The organism is Pontibacter sp. LHS1, from assembly GCF_058932855.1.
Genome location: NZ_JBZYWF010000012.1, coordinates 89,651 through 106,975 on the forward strand (window position 1 = coordinate 89,651; position 17,325 = coordinate 106,975).

The window sequence follows — 17,325 nt, forward strand, 5'->3', positions numbered from 1 at the left end:
GGATTTGCAGTGCGCCTTAACAGGACATACAGCGCTCACCGGCTATAACTAAGCTGCTACAGCTTGTGCAGTTGAAAGTAGCCCAGGTGCATGTCATCTTCGGGACCAGTTGCATCTGGGGTAATCGCCAGGCTATACCTTTCTTTGTCTTCAGTAGTCAGGATGTCCTTCACTTCAAACACCTCGTCCACGTCCACGCCAAACTTATCATCGATGTGTGAAGCTGCGCCTTTAAAGCCTGTGTGCTTGTAAAAAGCCGTTTGCTTGGCCTGTTTCACTGCCCCTGCCTGATCGGGTGCCACAGCCAGCATTTTATAGTGGAACTCGTCGAACTCACCAGGCTTATAGCCACCCAGGTTCAGAAAGAAAAGTCCATCGGCGCCATCCGCTGCAGGTATAGTTGTTTTCGGCACCACCTCTACCTGGTAGCCGTTAACCTGCGTCACTTCACGCCAGGCATCGATGTGGATATTGCCTTTCGCCTCCGGCCAAAAAGCCTTGATGGCCGGCACCAGGTCTTTCACCTGTTCGCCAATGGCAAAGAACATATCGTGCTGCTCCGTGTTACGCCCTGCCGGACGACAGCCCAGCATCAGCATGAAGAGTTTAGGGTTTTGCATTAGTGTTTGGTTATGAAATGAGGTTATAGTTATGAAGTATCGGTTGTTTTGATTTAAGCAGCTATTCTACAGGTATAGCTGAATCGGTTCTATTTATGTACACGATTAACCCACCCCTGCCCCTCCCTAGAGGGGATTTTTCTCTAAAGCGTGTTCTAAGGTAGAAGAGCAGTAGTTTTGGTTACACACTACTGGCAGGTATAGCAAAACTAACTTGCACTCCAGCTATGGAACAAATAGCAGTGCCAGGTGCGCCAAATGACTACCCACTGTTTGAGCGTTCAGCGAGTGGGGGTAGGGGCCCTCGATTTGGGGAGTCTTGACTTTTTTGCTTACTTTTTGTGTCAAGACAAAAAGTAAGGCCCGCCCGGCCAGGGCATACCCTGCCCGCCGCATAGGCGAAGCTATGAAACAAGGTAAATTGCTATACCTATACCTGGGCCAGAGGCCCCACCATAGTAGACACGAGCGTGGACGCTCGCGCCATAGCGTGATAGCCCCTCCCCTTATTTATACCCAATAATCGAAGTAAACGAAACCTTCCGCATCGGCTGCCGGGAAACCGGGTTAATCGCCTCTACTACACCTTCAGCCTTCAGCGCCTCAAAGGCTTCTTTGTAATTTCCCCGGATGTAATTCGTGCCGATGTTGTGGTGGCGGTAAATACTGTCAATGGGCAATTCATGGTAATAGCTTCGCTTCTCAGCCAGGTCAGCGATCAGGTTCTTGATCGAGTAGCGGTACTGCTCCTGAAACAGCGACAGCTGGTGCTTGATATTCGCACCGAAAAGCGGTACGCCGTCTTCCTGGTAGTCGCTGTACATGAGCATCAGCTCCTTCATTTTCATGTAAGGCGCATCGTTCTTCGACACAAAAAACAGGTAGTGACTCGTCTGGTTCTTTTTGGGCAGACTGATCTTGAAACGGAACGTCTTGTAATCCTTCTCCCGGAACACATCCTCAAACTGGTCGACCATGAAATCTTCGCGCTGGCCGGCGTCCTGGTAGCGGTCACAAAACTCGCGGATCTTCTGTAAGCGCTCTTTGCTAAATACATCGGCCATGATGCTGTCATCAGCCGCTCCCTGCACAGCTGCCCGTAGTTTGGCCGGCGTGAAAAGCATGAATAAATCGAGTCCCCAGCGGCGCACCGACTGCAACAGCAGTTGCTGCGAAAACTCGTAGCCAAAGGGGTCCAGGTATAGCAAGGTGGGCACATCGTTGCCGAGAAGTTTAGCAAGTGAGGCCAGGCTGGCTTCCTCATGCAGGAGCACGGGCTTGTGCTGCAACTCTTCGTAGTAAGGCAGCTGCTGCAGGTTCTCCTTTAGGCGGGCGGTGACGGTCTTTTTCTCGTCGTTGAAAAAAGTGCGCACCACCTTGTTCAGGTTATACTTATCCGTCGCCCCGAATATGCTGTTGAGTACCCGGACCGGCGTGGCGGGTTTGCCATCCTCGGGCTTCCCGTCGCCCGCGTACAGGTCAATAAAGGCCAGCACCGGGTTAGACTTGTAGCGCTGCCCCTGCAGCTGGGCACTGCACCAGGCCTTGAAGAATTCGTTCAGCAGCTCAGACTTGATCTCGGCGCTGCTGCGTTGCTCTATAAAAAAATCGTTTGTATCGGCAGTAGACATGGAATATAGCCCAATGTTTTATGGAAAGGTAAAGTTAGGGCTTGTTTCAATTATAAGCGTAATTTTGCAGCATGAAACTGACTGGCAACATTCTCAATATAAAAAACAAGCGCGACGACCGCAATGCAGGTATAGCCATCGAGGTGGACAAGATCGAATATGTGACCTACAAGAAGGATGGAAAGTATTATCAGCCTTTCAACATGGAAGTGGAGTTGGAGGAGCCCCTTGTGATCACAGGAGACCAATTGGCCCGTAAGCCGGAGAAACACCTGCAGGAAGGCGAATACGATTTTGATGTGTACGACAAGGAAGACGAAGGCTATGTGCTCAACGAGAACAAGTTTTTGTCGGTGCTGCTGGTGTACGACGAGTTCGAGCAGGAGCATGTGCTATCGTCGGTAGAGTACACAGTCACGCTACCAAACGAAGAGTTTAAAGTACTGAAAGAAGAGCAGCACAAACTCCGGCAGTCCCGCAAAGGATCGGGAAAAAAGAAGAAATAGCCTGCAACTCGCCTGGTATAAAGACAGAAAGACCTGCTTCAAGCATAGCTTAAGGCAGGTCTTTCTTTTTCATGTTCCGTCAAACATGGAAGCAATTCTTCCAAAAGCTTCTACAAGCTTTAATCAGGTTTACGCCTGTCTGAACGATAACATAATGTCTATACCCCATTATACGTAAGTCGGCATAGTAGGTTGATGTCCAAACACTTACTTTTTGTTCATACCCAGGTAAATGCCATAACCGATCAGACCGGCACCCACGGCGAAGAGTACGTACTGCTTTTGTTTGGTGTCAAGGCCATTGTAGGTATCCAGTCCGAACTTGCCGGGGTTCTTCACTACATTTAAGATCTCACCCGGATTGTGCAACAGGTTTTCCAATGGATTTGAGGAGTTTGATGTATTGGTCTTCATAGTCTTTCTTTTTTTCCTTTTGCTTACGGTAATGTGAGCCTAATAGATAGGGAAAATTACAGAAAAGCTATACCTGATGCCGGCGCTTATTTACCGGCTTTTCGAAGGTAGATATTCCCGTTCATGTTCTTGATCATGATCTCAGGCCCGCCCCCATTCACTTTGCCGGTGATAAAGTCGGCGGTGCTTACCCGGTAAAGGCCTTTATCGTTGCGGTTCCCTGTTGGTTGTTGGGCAGCTTCCCGCGTCATGTCGAAATCAGTGTACACCTCTCCCCTGTCGGATCGCAGCTTGGGGTTAAATTTTGAGTTGGCCGGCAGGGTCACATCTACGTTGCCGTTGAGGGTCGAGAACGCCATCGGCGACTTGCCATCCCAGCGCAGGATATTCGCCTTCACCCTGCCGTTTGTTGTGTTGGCAACCGCATTACCTGATACGTTCTCCAGCAAAATGCTGCCATTCACATTAGCGAGCTCCAGGTTTCCGTTCACATTACTCACGACCAGGTCACCATTATTTACAGTTGCAAGCCGCAGGTTAAAGTTCTGGGGTACCTGTATTTCCAGGTTCACTCTCCTGTTCACCGCTTCGGTGCTTACTTTCACCTGGTTATTTTGCTCTGTTACCGTCAGGCCCAAATTGGTGTTAGGTATGCGCTTCAGACCGCCTGCCTCTTCCCGTTCCCGTACCCGGGTCTCGCCTGCACTCGCCTTTATGATCACTTCTTTGCCCTTAGTGCCTGTCACTTTAATGGAGCCTGTCACCAGGCTGACGTCCAGGCTGCCGGTGTCATTGGGTTTTGTAAGCGGAATTGTAATCTCTTCTCCGGTTGTACTCTGAGCAAGTAAAGAGGTGCTCAGCATCAGGAATATCAGAATGATGATGTTGCGTTTCATGGGTTTTTAGGTTGTAGTTGATTTATATGATCAGGCTTGGCAGCTTAGCTTTGTGCCTTCACAATTACTTTTCCGTTAAAGGTCTTCAGATGCAGCACGGCCGCGCCCGCACCTGTTTTATAAGAGGATTCTTTTCCGAGTTTGTAGGTCGTGGTGGCGCCGTTGCTGTTGCTCACTTTCTCTACCCTGGGGGCCAGGTGCTGCAGATCTTCCAGGTCGGTATAGAAGTCGCCGTTGAAAGCACTGAAGTTGATGGTGGCTGAAAGCGACTTACGGTACAGCAGCTCAACGTTGCCGTTCAGCGTTTCCAGCCTCGCCTGCTTTTTTGGGTTTTCACGGTATTTAGCGATCACGCTTCCATTTACTGTTTTGGCATCCACTTCTCCGGAAATATTGTCCAGCAGGATCGCCCCATTGACGTTAGCCGCATGAATATAATTAGCCGAAAGGTCTTTGATCTTCACATCGCCATTGTTGACGGTGGTAAGGGAGATATTCGTGTTCTGCGGTACCTTGATCGTGAAATTGTGCGTGAACCTGTATCCGAGTTCTTTCGTGATGTTCACTCCCCGGTTAGAAGAGCCCGTTCTGTGCGACTGAATGTAAGGCGCTTTCAGGTAGCTGATGATGCTGTCGCCGCTCACTTCAAACTCCAGGCTCAGCTCTTTTGATTTCTCCAGGCCGTCTGCTGTTCTTGGTTTGATGATACGCTCCACTTCGATGAGCACCTTGTCGCTGTTGTGCGTCTCCACATGCACAAAACCATCGATGTTCTCGATCTTAAGCACATTGCCGGGAGACTTGCGGTTGAAGTTCAGCTCTTTCACGATCTTTTCGGTGTGGTGCTGCGCCAGCAGTCCACTGCTGACAGAAAGAAATACCAGCAGCAACACCAGGAATTTAGTGACTTTCATAGTTTTAGATTAAGACGTTTATACTTTCTTTGATTTTATCTTTCACCAGTTCGTTGGTACTTTCATCCTGCAAGAGCTGCTTGAGCTGTGGCACCGCATTTTTCTCCTGCAAAGCCTGCATCAGGTCAGCCAGTGCGATCTGCACCATAGGCGAGTCCTGCTGGTTAATAGACAGGATCAGCCCCGCCCGTACCTCTGGTTTTGCGGTGTGATTTTTAAGCGCCTCCACAGCAGCCAGCCGCACATTCACATTGGGGTCATTGTTGAGGGAGTTAAATAGGGCGTCTATCACCCGGCTGTCGGCGTCTGTCATCTCCTGCGAGATATTCACGGCGCGCAGCCTGTCCACCGCTAGGGGTTGCTCAATCAGCGTCGTAAAGAGCACCTGCTTCATCTGACTCAGTTCCATGGCCAGCATTTTCACATCCGGGTCCTGCTGCTGTTCCTGCTTTGGAGAGAAGGCGAGCCAGGCCACCAAAAAGCCGGCAAAAAAGATAACCAGGGTATAGGCAAACTTCGCCGGGCTCAGAAAGATGTTCAGTTGCTGCCAAAGGTCTCCCCAGGAAAAAGCCGCTCCGCCAGGCCTTACCTTTTGCTTCTCGGCTGCCAGCAGCTGGTTGAATTTGACATCCAGCCCAGGTCCCGGCTCCGGCTCGGGCAGGGTATGGAAAGCATTGTAAGCAGCCTGTGTGGCTTCCAGTTCCACGGCAGGTATAGCGCCCGATGCTACCAGGGCTTCGAACTCCTGCTGTTGCGCTTCGTCCAGGTTACCTGTCAGGTAGTCCAGGATCAGTTCTTCATGTCTCTCGGTGTTCATATGTTTATACCTTTCGCCTGTAATTTTAGAAAGACCTCCCGTAGGTCGTTGATCGCCCGGAACACCCGCACCTTCACATTGGCCTCGGTGCAGTTGTGCAGCTCCGCGATGTCTCTGTATTTCACCCCCTGCAATTTGCTCAGCAGGAGCAGCTCCTTTTTGTCGTGGGGCAGCTGGTCAAGGGCCAGCTCCATTAGCAGCAGATGCTCCTCTTTCTGCTTCGCCTCACCCGGCACGGTCAGGTCCGCCAGCACATCCTGCTTCTCGTCGATGTCTGTGGTAATGCCGGCTTTCTTTGTTTTCCTGATGTGGTCGGCCAGCACGTTGCGGGCCAGGTGAAACAGCCAGGTCACAAACTTGCCATCGCCCCGGAAGGTATGGCGGTACTTGAGCACCCGCTCAAAAACATCCTGCACCAGGTCCTCGCTCAGCTCAGCGTTTCGGGTGAAGCGGAAATAAAAGCCGTACAGGCTTTTGCCATACCGCTTAAAGAGCAGGCTGAGCTTGTCAAGGTCACCAGACTTTACCTTGAGCATCAAAGCATTGTCAGTCAGTAATTCCAAATGAGCAGGTTGTTTTGGTGTTCATGTATAGAAACTCGGGTTTCAGGAAAAGTTACAACATTCTGACGTTTATTTTTCAGGATGGGGAGGGTATGGTAATATGCCTATAAAAAATAAGTGGGGCACAGAATGCCCCATCATAATTCCTAACAAACAATAAAGAATCTTAATTGCCGGTGCGGTTCAGCTCCTCCAGGGTGCTGCGTTTACGCTCTTCCGGCTTATCTCCTTTGCTGAACTTGTAGCGCAGCGTGAAGCCAATGTTGCGCTGCCTGAAATACTGGTTCCAGTCACTGACGTTGCCTTCGCCTACCAGGGCACTGATGATCAGGTCCTGTGTTTTGAAGATGTCATTCGCGTTGATGCTCAGGTCCAGCTTTTCATCCAGAAAGCTTTTCTTCACCCCCACGTTCACCCACCAGCGCGGATCCACCACGTAGAGCGCATACACGCCCGGACCCTGGTATATTCCGTTTACTTCCATTTTTATTTTCTTTGGGAGCATAATGGTGTGGTTCGTCTGCAGCATGTAAAATACCTGATCGTTGATGATCTGTTGCTTGTTTACCACAGCCGAGAACTCGCTGTAAGAAAGCAGCATGGTGTTGTTGCTTTCCCAGTTTTTCATGATCGTGAACGGCACAATGGCAGTCAGACTCAGGTTGCGGGATTTCGGCACGTTGCCCACGTAGTAGATCGTGGTCGATGTCTCAGGTATGATCTCCGGCAGTTCGGCAATCACATCGTAGTTGTGCTGGTAGTTCAGCACCAGGTTGTAAGTCTTTTTGAATACCTGGGTGATGCCGACAGCATGGGTATACTGTGGGCGCAGATTAGGATTGCCCTGCCAGTAGGTATAGGGATCGCGGTAGGCAAAGAACGGGTTCAGCTGCCCATAGTTCGGACGCTGGATACGCCGACTGTAGTTGTAGTTGATCTGATAGTTATCGCTCACTTTCTGCTGCACAAACAAGCTGGGGAACAGGTTCAGGTAGTCCCGCTTGTTTATGTCATTCGTTGTAATCGACTCCCCCCGTGAAGAGGTATGCTCTGCCCGCAAACCGGCCTGCACACTCAACTGCTCACCTAGTTTGGAGTTGAAGTTAACGTAACCGGCATAAATGTTCTCGTCATACACAAAGTGGTTGGTACGCCGCTCATCCAGCTGCAACACATCGCCATTGTTGAAGTAAAAGCGGGAATCATTGTCCGACACCACCCGGCTGGCCTTGGCGCCCAACTCCAGCTTACGGCCATTGGCGATCGGACGCGTAAAGTCCACTTTAGCGGCAATAATATCAAATTCGTTGGGGGTGTCAGTATACAGGAAGTCCTGTGTTGCAGGCGCACTGGTCTCCAGGTTATAGTAGTAATTATAGAAGTTCGCATCTCCCCTGTTCTTTATCTTTACAAAATCCAGGTCTGCTGTGAGCGTCGTGCCCAGTGTATCATACTTGCCCATGTAGTGCAGGTTGGAAGTAAAGTTGGAGAAGCGGTTCTGGTTAAAATTGTCCGCATCGATAAACTGCGTCGGCTGGTTTGGTGCAGGCCCGATATAGGTTTCGGTCAGGAAGTCCGCGTGCAGCTGATTTGTGTTGTAATAACCCATTACGCCCACACTGTGGCGGTCGTCGAAGCTGTAGTCTGTGCCGACCCGAACTGCAGGAGGTCCCTGCACTTCAAAGTTGCCGGTAGCTACCTGGTCGAAATAAGTGGTGCTCTCACCATCCCGGAACACTCTGTTAAAAGTGGCATCACGGCCGCCTACCCGACGCGCCATGTCCAGGTTCAGGAAAGAATTCCAGGGACCGGTTCGGTAGTTGACGTTGCCACCGGTAGAAAAGCCGTACTGCTTGCCATTGTAGTTGGCGCCGGCATAGGTGCTGCCGTTTATACCTTGCTGCGTGTTCTTTTTCAGGTTGATGTTCAGTATACCTGAGGAGCCCTCCGCATCATACTTGGATGATGGATTGGTGATGATCTCGATGTTACGAATGTTCTCGGCTGACATACCCTCGAGCAGGGAGCGCAGGTCACGGGCAGAAAGATAGGTTAGTTTTCCGTCGAGCATGATCGTAACGCCTGCCCGACCGTTGAGTTGTATGTTGCCCTCCTGATCAATGAAAACGCCTGGCGAAGTGGCCAGTACATCATAGGCCGTCCGGCCTGCTGCCAGTGCCGTTCCTTCTATGCTCACTACCATCCGATCCGCTTCCTGGGTGATCGTCGGGCGCAGCCCCTCCACGGTTACTTCCTTTAATTGGGTAGCCGAGGGTACCAGTTTGATGTTGCCAACCGTAGTTTCTGGTTTTGCTGCAGTAACCGCTATCTGGCTGATGAACTTCTTCTGGTAACCCAGAAAGCTGATGGCCAGCTGGTAACTCCCCGGAGGCACACCCATGAAGGCGAAGCGGCCAGTTGCATCGGTGAGTGCGCTCTGCAGTGCCTGTGTAGTGCCCGGCTGCAGCAAGGCGACCGTTGCATACTCAATGGGCTTTCCGGTAAGTGAGTCTGAAAGTGTACCGGTAATTTTACCAGCTTCCTGCGCCCATGCGGCACTTGAAACGGACAGGAAAAGGCATAGCAATCCCATCAAAAAAAGTACGCTTTTTTTCATAGTTTATAGAATTATGATTTTATTTTTTCGCCTTTGTATTAACCGAGTACAACTAAAGACACACATTCCACTACACAGTTGCATCTGCAGCAAATTAAATCTGCTAGTTTGCTGCCTCTCCCCATTATGGAGACGACCGAGTCGCAAAAACCTTACAGGCTTTTGGATTTAAATTTTCAGAAACTGCCAGGGGAAGAGCAGGGTCCGGTTGATGTACACAAAAGGAAACTCCAGTTTAGGAGAAGGTTACAGAATCTTCTCTTATATTTTTTCAGGTAGAAGGTATAAGCAGCGCCTCAGCTTATCCATCCTATAGCATGATGCTACCGGCTGAGGCGCTTCCTGTGTGCAGTGCTAAGTTAATCGAAGCGCAGGTTGGTCACGGGGTTAGCCATGGCCGCTTTCAGTGCCTGATAGCTGATGGTGATGAGCGCTACTGTTGCGGCAGCTATACCTGCCAGCAGGAAGGCCCACACCGGCATATCAATGCGATAGGCAAAGTCCTGTAGCCAGCTGCGCATAGCATACCAGGCCAGCGGGAAAGCGATAAGAGCCGATACGACAATCAGGGCCAAAAACTCTTTGGAGAGCAGGGCGACAATGGTACTGTTGTCAGCACCCAGCACCTTGCGTATACCGATTTCTTTTTTCCTGCGCTCAGCAGCGTAGGCCGCCAGTCCGAGCAGCCCCAGACAGGCTACAAAAATGGCTATACCTGTAAAGATCCAGAGCAGAGTTTTGAGTTTGTCTTCGGCCTTGTACATCTTTTCGAAGTTCTCGTCCATAAAAATATACTCGATCGGGTAGTCAGGCGCAAATTTGTTCCATACCTTCTCCACCTGCTCTATCGCACCTGCAATGTTCTGCGCATCTACTTTCACAGCCACTTTCCAGTTAGCGCCCGGGAAGATCTGCAGCACCGTAGGGTCTACCTTATCGTAGAGGCTCTTGAAATGGAAGTCTTTTACCACACCGATAATCTTTCCTTCCTTCAGTGTATCTTTATCAGCGCTGTTCCACACATTCCACCGAAGCGTCTGGCCCAGCGCCTTCTCAGGTGAACCATAGCCCAGTTCCCGCACTGCTGTCTCATTGATCATGAAGGCATGGTCAGCATCGGTTCTATGTTCTTTGGAGAAAGGCCTTCCGGCCATCACCTGCACGTTCAGGGTATTGATGTAGTCATAGTCGACCATCAGATGCGTCACACCGTGGTGCACCTGCTCCCCGTCCTTGGGCACAATGATTCCGTCGCCCGCCGTGGCATCGCCCGGAAAGCCATAGCCAATGGATACATTCTTAATACCAGGAACATTCCGCAGCTCATTTTTGAAGGTCTCATAATTATCGAACATGTTCTCGCCCCGCATCTGGAAGAACATAATCTGATCCCTGTCAAAACCTAAATCCTTGTTGTGCAGATAAGACACCTGCTGATAAACGACGAAGGCACAGATGATGAGGAAAATAGACAGGGCGAACTGTACCACAATCAGCCCGTGGCGCAGCCACTGTATCCGGCCAACCTTACTGTCTACCACCACGGCACTTTTCAGCACCTTGACTGGCTGAAAACCAGAGAGCACAAGGGACGGGTAAAAACCTGCCAGCAAACCGACCACCAGTGTCAGGGCCAGCAAAAGGAACATTAGCTCGGGATTTGTGAAAATATTGAAGCTCATTTCTTTGCCCGTAAAGGCGTTGAGCGAAGGCAGCAGCAGGGAAGTGAGCGCAGCAGAGAAGATCACGCTGATAAGGGTGAGCAGGAGGGTTTCGCCCAGGAACTGCATCACGAGCTGCCCGCGGCTGGCACCAATGGACTTACGCACACCCACCTCTTTGGCCCGCTGCATCGACTTGGCAGTGGCCAGGTTTACGAAGTTAAAACAGGCAATCAGTAGGATAAACACTGCAATGATACTCAGCGCCTTGACATAGGTAATGTTGCCGCGGATAGCCTGGTCGTGCTTAAAACTGGCTGAATGCAGGTATACCTCATCGAGCGGCTGCAGGACCGGTGTGTAATCATAAGGTTCATTGGTATCAGGATTGCGCTGTTTTGCCACTATCTCCCTGAATTTCGTCTGCAGGAACTGCGGGTTGCCTCCATCCTTCAGCTTAACATAAGTATAAAACTGTTGCCAGTTCCAGCTCTTCATGCGTTCGGCCGGCAGTTGAGCCGCCTCCAGGTTGTGTATAAAGTTCACTGGCAGATGGAACCGCTCTTGTGTGCTGAAAACACCCCGCACGATGTAAGGCTGCTTGTTTACAGATACCTGTTTGCCTACTGGGTTGGTGTCACCAAAAACGCGCTTCGAGAATTCATCTGAGATCACGATGGAAGAAGGATCTGCCAGGGCTTTGTCTGGTGAGCCGTATACAAATGGCAGCTGGAAAATCTCAAAAAAACCTGGGTCGGCAAAAAAACGGCCTTTCTCATAGATGCGCTTCTCTCCTACCTCCACCAGGTTATTGGCATCGAATTGCTGCATGAGAATCCGAACCGCCTGCTCCACCTCCGGGAAATCCTGCTCAAGTGTAGTGGCAAACATCGGCGGCACCGGTGCCACCATCTCACCAGCCTCTTTGGCCGACTTATCGCTATACACACGGTATACCTGCTCCCCTTCCGGCAGGAACTTGTCGTACTGCAGCTCGTCGTACACAAACAGGCCAATGAGCAGGCAGGCTGTAATGCCCAGGGCCAAGCCTGCTATATTGATGAAGGAAAACCCTTTGTGCCGTAGCAAATTCCGGTAAGCGATTTTGATGTAGTTTCTGAACATATGGCGCACGTTTTATTTATTTGGTTTTATGCAGAGTGTATGCCACAAATACATATTACTAATTATCAACAACTTACATCGATATTACTTATCAACCACGTACATTTTCGTGCAGCAGGTGTGCGATTTCGCACGCCCTAATTTAGGCAAAAGTATGTTTCCGCTTCGTAATCAGCTAGTTGTATTAATGGCATAATTATAGTTTCTTTAGCTACTATATCATACCTGCTTTATGCTGTTAAAAAAGGCTTCCATACTGATTGTTGATGATGATGCCGATGTGCTCACGGCTGTCCGTCTGCTGCTCCGGCCACAGGTCAGGGAGATCGTGACAGAAAAGAACCCCGAACAGCTCCCTGCTTTGCTCAAGCAACAGGCATTCGACGTCATCCTGCTGGACATGAACTTTAAGAGTGCCATCCACACCGGCAATGAGGGTTTGTACTGGCTCCAGAAAATAAAGGAGCTGCGGCCGGAAGTGGCAGTCATCATGATCACGGCCTATGGCGACATCGACCTGGCTATCAGGTCCCTGAAAGAAGGCGCATTTGATTTTGTGGTAAAACCCTGGCATAACGAGAAACTGCTGAACACCATTACCAATGCGGTGAGCCAAAAAATAAACGGCAGCAAAGCAGCAGTCTCGGGCGCAAGTGCTCTCTCCAGCGACTTTGAACTGCTGGGCGAGTCGGATGTGATGCAGGATATTAAGCTTAAAATTAGAAAAATAGCCCCTACCGACGCCAACATCCTGATACTCGGCGAAAACGGCACGGGCAAGGAACTGGTAGCCAAAGCCATACACGAGCAGTCTCTTAGGGCCGCTAAGCCTTTCGTAAAAGTAGATGTGGGCGCCCTGACCGATTCGCTCTTCGAGAGTGAGTTGTTCGGTCACAAAAAAGGCGCTTTTACCGACGCCCGTGAAGACCGCGCAGGTCGTTTTGAAACGGCACAGGGCGGTACCATCTTCCTGGATGAGATTGGCAACATTTCGCTGCATCAGCAGTCTAAGTTACTGAGTGTGCTTCAGAACCGCCAGGTGATTCGGGTGGGAGCAAATGAACCGGTGAACATTGACGTGCGCCTGCTCTGCGCCACTAACGTGCCGCTGAGTGAGCTGGCAAACGAGTCCCGCTTTCGGAAGGACCTTATCTACCGCATCAATACGGTGGAGATCCTGATACCGCCGCTTCGCAAGAGAGGCAAGGACATTGTGCTGCTGGCCACACACTTTGCTCAGGTATATGCGCACAAATACATGAAACCAGTGCCAGAGCTCAGCAAGACGGCGCAGGATAAACTGCTGCACTACCACTTCCCCGGCAATGTGCGGGAGCTGCAGTACGCCATCGAAAGGGCGGTTATTATGGCTGACGGGGCGCTCCTGGATGCCGATGATATTCTCTTCTCCCCCATAGAGGCAGCACCAGCAGGCGAAGCCCTGGAGCATGGTACCAACCTGGAAGAACTTGAGAAACTGACGATCAACAAAGTGCTGCAGCTGCACAACGGCAACCTGACCCGAACTGCCAAAGAACTCGGCATTACCAGAACGGCCCTTTACCGGCGCATGAACAAGTATGGGCTTTAAGAACCTGGAATGGGCGCTGATTGCAAGGGTCATGCTACTGCTTATTACCCTGAGCGTCCCGGCTTTTGTCATCGTCAGGGGCTGGTCGGAGGCGCTTGTCTTTTGGCTGCCGGTCTTTATTCTTCAGGTTGTGGATCTGCTCCGCTTTCTGCGCAAAACCCAGACGGAGTTCAACCAGTTTATCGAGTCTGTGCACTACCGCGATTTCTCCCGGCACTTTGATGAGCAGCATGCCTATACCCAGCTGCAGCCGCTTCGCAAAGGCTTTAACGAGATCAACTCCACCTTCAAAACTATCACCCTCGAAAAAGAAACCCAGTACCACAACCTGCAAAAGGTGGTGGAACTGGTGGAAACCGGCATTCTGTCTTACAACATGGAAAACGGGGAGGTGGTGCTTATGAACGAGTCGCTCCGCAAGCTGCTGCATGTGCCTTTCATGAAAACAATCCATTACCTGTCCAAAAGAGACAAGGAACTGTACGAAGCCATACTTGCCCTGGAGCCCGGCCATACCCGCATCGCAACGGCGCATACCACCCATTTTGAGAAGAATACCACGAAAGTGCTGCTCTCCGCCACCGCGCTGCAGAACGAAGGAAACAGGTATAAGCTGGTCGCTTTTCAGAATGTGAACGAAGCCCTGGATGAAACAGAGTCTCAGGCCTGGCAAAAGCTGCTGAACGTGCTCACGCACGAGATCATGAATTCGGTCGCACCCATCTCCTCCCTGGCGGATACCCTGAAAAACCGCCTGCAGGAAACCCAGCCTACAGGTATAACAGCAGAAGATCTGGAGGACCTGGAAGTAGGCATCAGCACGATCAAGCAGCGGAGCGAGGGCTTGCTGCGCTTTGCCGAAACCTACCGCAACCTGAACAAGATCACGAAGCTGAACCTGGACACGGTGTACGTAAAAGACCTCTTCTCCAACCTGCAGCGTTTGATGCTGCCAACCCTGACGCAGAAGGGTATACAGTTGGAAACGAATCTGACTAATCCCTATATTTCGCTGCACGCCGACCCTGCCCTGCTGGACCAGGTGCTGATCAACCTGCTGGTCAATGCCATGGAAGCAGTGAAAACGGTGGAAGCACCCCAAATCACAATGTCAGCCTATACCTCTCCTGACGAGAAAACGGTGATCAAGGTCATGGACAACGGCATCGGGATGTCTCAGGAAGTACAGGAGAAAATCTTTATACCTTTCTTCAGCACACGCAAACAAGGCAGCGGCATCGGACTGAGCCTCTGCAAACAGATCGTGCTGCTGCACCGGGGGACCATACAGGTGCAGTCAGCCCCGGGAGAGGGCACTACTTTTATGCTCCGTTTCGGGCAATGAAATCTGAAAAGCCTCGTATAGGATTCAGAAAACAATAACCCCAAAGCTTACCCATGTTTCTGCTTCCCCATCTGGCACTTCTGCTCATACTCACTACCACCCTCTTCGATACCTTCGCAAACCTGGACCTGGCCACGCTGCAAATGCTGAACGGCAACCGGGCAACAGACCTGGATTACCTGCTGCTCACGTTGACAGTGACCGCCTACGGACTTGGTGCTTTGGTACCGCTTTGCCTATACCTGGCGGGGCATTTCAGGAGGATGGTTTCGCTCAAGCTGAAAGCCTACCAGTATGTATTTGCCATGGGACTGAATATTCTGTTCATAGGCTTGCTGAAGTATACCGTTGATCGCCCACGTCCATTTATAACCCACGACACAATTGAGCAGATCGCGGAGGCCAGCAGTCCCTCCTTCCCTTCCGGCCACACGGCTTTTGCTTTCACAGCGGCCGTTGTGCTGGTGCTGATGTTCCGCAACCCGGCCCTTCGCGGCCTCATACTGACCTGGGCATTGCTTGTCGCATACTCCAGACTAGCCCTGGGCGTGCACTACCCCAGCGACGTGCTCGGATCGATGCTTCTTGGATCAGCCGCTGCTTTCTTCTCCACCTACGCCTTCCGGAAGCACCGCGAGCAGTTCTATACCTTGCTCAGGCGAGGTCGGAATCTGAGGATAGTACGGTAGGTATAGCAGTGCTTTAAAGTGCAACTTGTCAGTCGATAACCGGCCAAGTGCAGCTGTGAAAGTTAAAACATCCGTTTTTTGAAACGTTTAGTTATGTTTATAAACGCTTATATACTATTCCTACATTGGCTGAGCATCATCGAGGTTATTTCCTGACACTAGAAATTGCTTAATCCACTCGGAAAAGAACCTAAAAACCCATCTTAAGCGATTGATTTATATACTTTTACCTTTACAACCATCGACACGCTGGAAAAATTGTGAGTCAGTTGGAGAGTTTCCTTAAAAGCCCTATATTAGTAAAGCGCTATGGAAGACTTTAAGTTATGAAGCAATTGATATGGTATTCCGTACATAGTGCAGATAAGCCGAACAGACTTCCGTTTAGCTACAAGTTGGTTGCAATTAGAATTAATAAAATAAAAACAGATAAGTGAACGAAGCGGTCAGAACAAATTCCTTTAAGGGGAAAGATAAGACCTTACTGATTGATGAAGAGCTTATCCGATTTGATAGTAAAGAAATAGAAAGAAGTAAAGTATCAGGTATAAGATACTGGATTAGCGCAATCGAATTCTATAAGTTTCCTGTAGGTAGAAAATACCACATTGGCCTTAGGACCGAGAATGAACAGATTGATATTATTCTTAAAAGCTACTTCGGGGTTGGAAATGCTTACTTTACAGATTTGTGTAGTAGAATAGTAGATGAAATTTGGGAACCTGTGATTGCCCAAATAATGAATCCAGCTGTGGATTTACTTATTGCAGGTGAAGAAGTACAGTTTGGACACTGTACACTTAGCAAAGATGGTGTGCTTATAACCAAAAACAACACGATCACTAAGAAGCAATCACTGATAAGTTGGGCAGACTTGAATTACCAGAAAAATTATGACCGACTTACTCTAAACAGTAAGAGCGACCACAGGCTATGGACAAATCTATACTTCAGAGAAAGCTGGAATATTGAAATTTTAATGGCTTTATTGGACTGGATAACCATTGAAGATGGATTGCAGGAGATACAGAAGAAAAAGAACAACTTCAACCAACACGGCACATAAGCCAAGCTGCGTCTGCGCCTTGCTCGCTTTATGTACTAACCGTTAACTACAATAAAAAGCAAAGTTTTGAAAAAGCTTATAATCCTACTTGCTATATTTTCAACTTCATGCAGTTCTAGAGTTTACAACCGAGCACCCCTCAAAAGTTATTTAGAATCCGAGACTTTAGGGGTTAACTATCAGGAAGCTTTAGTACGAACGCTGGAAAAGAAAAATATTAAAGATGACACGCTCCATTTTGATTTCACTTACTGGGGTGGCTGGAAAGATTCTAAATTTTACTCCAACAGTGATACCATCTTCATCACAAATAACGGCGTGGAGCAGGAATTTATATACTGGGTCAGTGAAGGAGATACTACAGTGCTGGACATTTACAAGCAGTTCAACCCTGGCACTTATGACGAGGACTATAAAGCTGGAAACAAGGGGAAGGTAAATGTGGTAATTCCCCAAGTGTATGAGCTTGCCAATGTGATGGTGGCACTCATAGACAACGCACAGCGCAACTGGGTAAATAAGGATACGGAGTACTACAAACGTGTTCTAGTATACTTTGCACCTTACAGGAACCACCCAGCCATCAAGGAATTGAATGCTAAACTATCTACAGGCTCTTATCTCAACATCAGGGAAAACAGTGCAGCCTATTCCTTTGACGGGCAAAGGATAGTCAAATCCAGCACATACGCTAGATTTAGGGCAAGAGACCAGTTCAAGAAGCTGTTGCCGTTAATCCAGGACTTTGCCATTGAAAGCAATTTCCTTTCCTTCTACCAGAACGAAAAGCTCTTTTATGATAAGTTGGAGTCGCTCGAGCATGAAAGAGCCCAGGTGAAAGAAGCCTGGGACTGGCTGCAAGGCTAATTC

The 17,325-nt window shown here is 49.7% G+C and carries 15 protein-coding genes; 6 read left to right on the plus strand and 9 right to left on the minus strand.

Going from position 1 to position 17,325, the window contains the following annotated elements:
* Positions 1-56 precede the first annotated feature (56 nt).
* Together AC5FXQ_RS18600 and tcmP are read right to left on the minus strand one after the other, a co-directional pair.
* Positions 57-620 carry a DUF1543 domain-containing protein gene (locus tag AC5FXQ_RS18600; RefSeq protein WP_493603919.1) on the minus strand — a complete coding sequence of 188 codons (564 nt, stop codon included), beginning with the start codon at positions 618-620 and terminating at the stop codon, positions 57-59.
* Positions 621-1,126: 506 nt separating this feature from the next.
* The gene (gene tcmP / locus AC5FXQ_RS18605) at positions 1,127-2,251 is read right to left on the minus strand and encodes a three-Cys-motif partner protein TcmP (protein WP_493603920.1); all 1,125 of its coding nucleotides are present in this window, start codon (positions 2,249-2,251) and stop codon (positions 1,127-1,129) included.
* 71 nt (positions 2,252-2,322) lie between these two features.
* On the opposite strand from tcmP, the gene AC5FXQ_RS18610 reads away from it, so the two are divergent.
* Positions 2,323-2,757: a hypothetical protein gene (locus tag AC5FXQ_RS18610; RefSeq protein ID WP_493603921.1), complete on the plus strand. Its 435-nt coding sequence runs from the start codon at positions 2,323-2,325 to the stop codon at positions 2,755-2,757.
* A 207-nt stretch (positions 2,758-2,964) separates the two neighbouring features.
* On the opposite strand, the gene AC5FXQ_RS18615 is transcribed toward AC5FXQ_RS18610, so the two are convergent.
* The 7 genes from AC5FXQ_RS18615 to AC5FXQ_RS18645 all read right to left on the minus strand — a co-directional run bounded on the left by AC5FXQ_RS18615 (position 2,965) and on the right by AC5FXQ_RS18645 (position 11,764).
* Positions 2,965-3,171 carry a hypothetical protein gene (locus AC5FXQ_RS18615; RefSeq protein WP_493603922.1) on the minus strand — a complete coding sequence of 69 codons (207 nt, stop codon included), beginning with the start codon at positions 3,169-3,171 and terminating at the stop codon, positions 2,965-2,967.
* A gap of 86 nt (positions 3,172-3,257) precedes the next feature.
* The gene (locus AC5FXQ_RS18620; RefSeq protein WP_493603923.1) at positions 3,258-4,067 is read right to left on the minus strand and encodes a DUF4097 family beta strand repeat-containing protein; all 810 of its coding nucleotides are present in this window, start codon (positions 4,065-4,067) and stop codon (positions 3,258-3,260) included.
* A gap of 44 nt (positions 4,068-4,111) precedes the next feature.
* The gene (locus tag AC5FXQ_RS18625) at positions 4,112-4,981 is read right to left on the minus strand and encodes a DUF4097 family beta strand repeat-containing protein (RefSeq protein WP_493603924.1); all 870 of its coding nucleotides are present in this window, start codon (positions 4,979-4,981) and stop codon (positions 4,112-4,114) included.
* 4 nt (positions 4,982-4,985) lie between these two features.
* Positions 4,986-5,798, minus strand: coding sequence for a HEAT repeat domain-containing protein (locus tag AC5FXQ_RS18630; RefSeq protein ID WP_493603925.1), 813 nt, complete (start codon positions 5,796-5,798; stop codon positions 4,986-4,988).
* Positions 5,795-6,361, minus strand: a complete 567-nt coding sequence (locus AC5FXQ_RS18635; protein ID WP_493603926.1) for an RNA polymerase sigma factor — start codon at positions 6,359-6,361, stop codon at positions 5,795-5,797. The genes AC5FXQ_RS18630 and AC5FXQ_RS18635 overlap by 4 nt, the downstream gene beginning before the upstream one ends.
* Positions 6,362-6,527: 166 nt before the next feature.
* On the minus strand, positions 6,528-8,978 hold the full coding sequence (locus AC5FXQ_RS18640; RefSeq protein ID WP_493603927.1) for a TonB-dependent receptor domain-containing protein: 2,451 nt from the start codon (positions 8,976-8,978) through the stop codon (positions 6,528-6,530).
* Between the two features lie 359 nt (positions 8,979-9,337).
* Entirely contained in the window at positions 9,338-11,764 is a 2,427-nt protein-coding gene (locus tag AC5FXQ_RS18645; RefSeq protein WP_493603928.1) for an ABC transporter permease, read from the minus strand.
* Between the two features lie 232 nt (positions 11,765-11,996).
* On the opposite strand from AC5FXQ_RS18645, the gene AC5FXQ_RS18650 reads away from it, so the two are divergent.
* The 5 genes from AC5FXQ_RS18650 (at position 11,997) to AC5FXQ_RS18670 (ending at position 17,322) form a co-directional block, all read left to right on the plus strand.
* Positions 11,997-13,355 (plus strand): sigma-54-dependent transcriptional regulator, encoded by a 1,359-nt coding sequence (locus AC5FXQ_RS18650; RefSeq protein WP_493603929.1) that lies wholly within the window; start codon positions 11,997-11,999, stop codon positions 13,353-13,355.
* The gene (locus tag AC5FXQ_RS18655; protein WP_493603930.1) at positions 13,345-14,700 is read left to right on the plus strand and encodes a sensor histidine kinase; all 1,356 of its coding nucleotides are present in this window, start codon (positions 13,345-13,347) and stop codon (positions 14,698-14,700) included. Before AC5FXQ_RS18650 ends, AC5FXQ_RS18655 begins: the two co-directional genes overlap by 11 nt.
* 53 nt (positions 14,701-14,753) lie before the next feature.
* On the plus strand, positions 14,754-15,389 hold the full coding sequence (locus AC5FXQ_RS18660) for a phosphatase PAP2 family protein (protein WP_493603931.1): 636 nt from the start codon (positions 14,754-14,756) through the stop codon (positions 15,387-15,389).
* Between the two features lie 433 nt (positions 15,390-15,822).
* Positions 15,823-16,455: a hypothetical protein gene (locus AC5FXQ_RS18665; RefSeq protein ID WP_493603932.1), complete on the plus strand. Its 633-nt coding sequence runs from the start codon at positions 15,823-15,825 to the stop codon at positions 16,453-16,455.
* Between the two features lie 66 nt (positions 16,456-16,521).
* The gene (locus tag AC5FXQ_RS18670; protein WP_493603933.1) at positions 16,522-17,322 is read left to right on the plus strand and encodes a hypothetical protein; all 801 of its coding nucleotides are present in this window, start codon (positions 16,522-16,524) and stop codon (positions 17,320-17,322) included.
* The last annotated feature ends 3 nt before the right edge of the window (positions 17,323-17,325 follow it).

What these genes read in the sequence shown, in the direction of transcription:
- AC5FXQ_RS18620 (WP_493603923.1), bottom strand. Translation starts at nt 4,067, where the DNA reads ATGAAACGCAACATCATCATTCTGATATTCCTGATGCTGAGCACCTCT.
- AC5FXQ_RS18610 (WP_493603921.1), top strand. Translation starts at nt 2,323, where the DNA reads ATGAAACTGACTGGCAACATTCTCAATATAAAAAACAAGCGCGACGAC.
- AC5FXQ_RS18625 (WP_493603924.1), bottom strand. Translation starts at nt 4,981, where the DNA reads ATGAAAGTCACTAAATTCCTGGTGTTGCTGCTGGTATTTCTTTCTGTC.
- AC5FXQ_RS18615 (WP_493603922.1), bottom strand. Translation starts at nt 3,171, where the DNA reads ATGAAGACCAATACATCAAACTCCTCAAATCCATTGGAAAACCTGTTG.
- AC5FXQ_RS18640 (WP_493603927.1), bottom strand. Translation starts at nt 8,978, where the DNA reads ATGAAAAAAAGCGTACTTTTTTTGATGGGATTGCTATGCCTTTTCCTG.
- AC5FXQ_RS18630 (WP_493603925.1), bottom strand. Translation starts at nt 5,798, where the DNA reads ATGAACACCGAGAGACATGAAGAACTGATCCTGGACTACCTGACAGGT.
- AC5FXQ_RS18655 (WP_493603930.1), top strand. Translation starts at nt 13,345, where the DNA reads ATGGGCTTTAAGAACCTGGAATGGGCGCTGATTGCAAGGGTCATGCTA.
- tcmP (WP_493603920.1), bottom strand. Translation starts at nt 2,251, where the DNA reads ATGTCTACTGCCGATACAAACGATTTTTTTATAGAGCAACGCAGCAGC.
- AC5FXQ_RS18600 (WP_493603919.1), bottom strand. Translation starts at nt 620, where the DNA reads ATGCAAAACCCTAAACTCTTCATGCTGATGCTGGGCTGTCGTCCGGCA.
- AC5FXQ_RS18645 (WP_493603928.1), bottom strand. Translation starts at nt 11,764, where the DNA reads ATGTTCAGAAACTACATCAAAATCGCTTACCGGAATTTGCTACGGCAC.
- AC5FXQ_RS18650 (WP_493603929.1), top strand. Translation starts at nt 11,997, where the DNA reads ATGCTGTTAAAAAAGGCTTCCATACTGATTGTTGATGATGATGCCGAT.
- AC5FXQ_RS18660 (WP_493603931.1), top strand. Translation starts at nt 14,754, where the DNA reads ATGTTTCTGCTTCCCCATCTGGCACTTCTGCTCATACTCACTACCACC.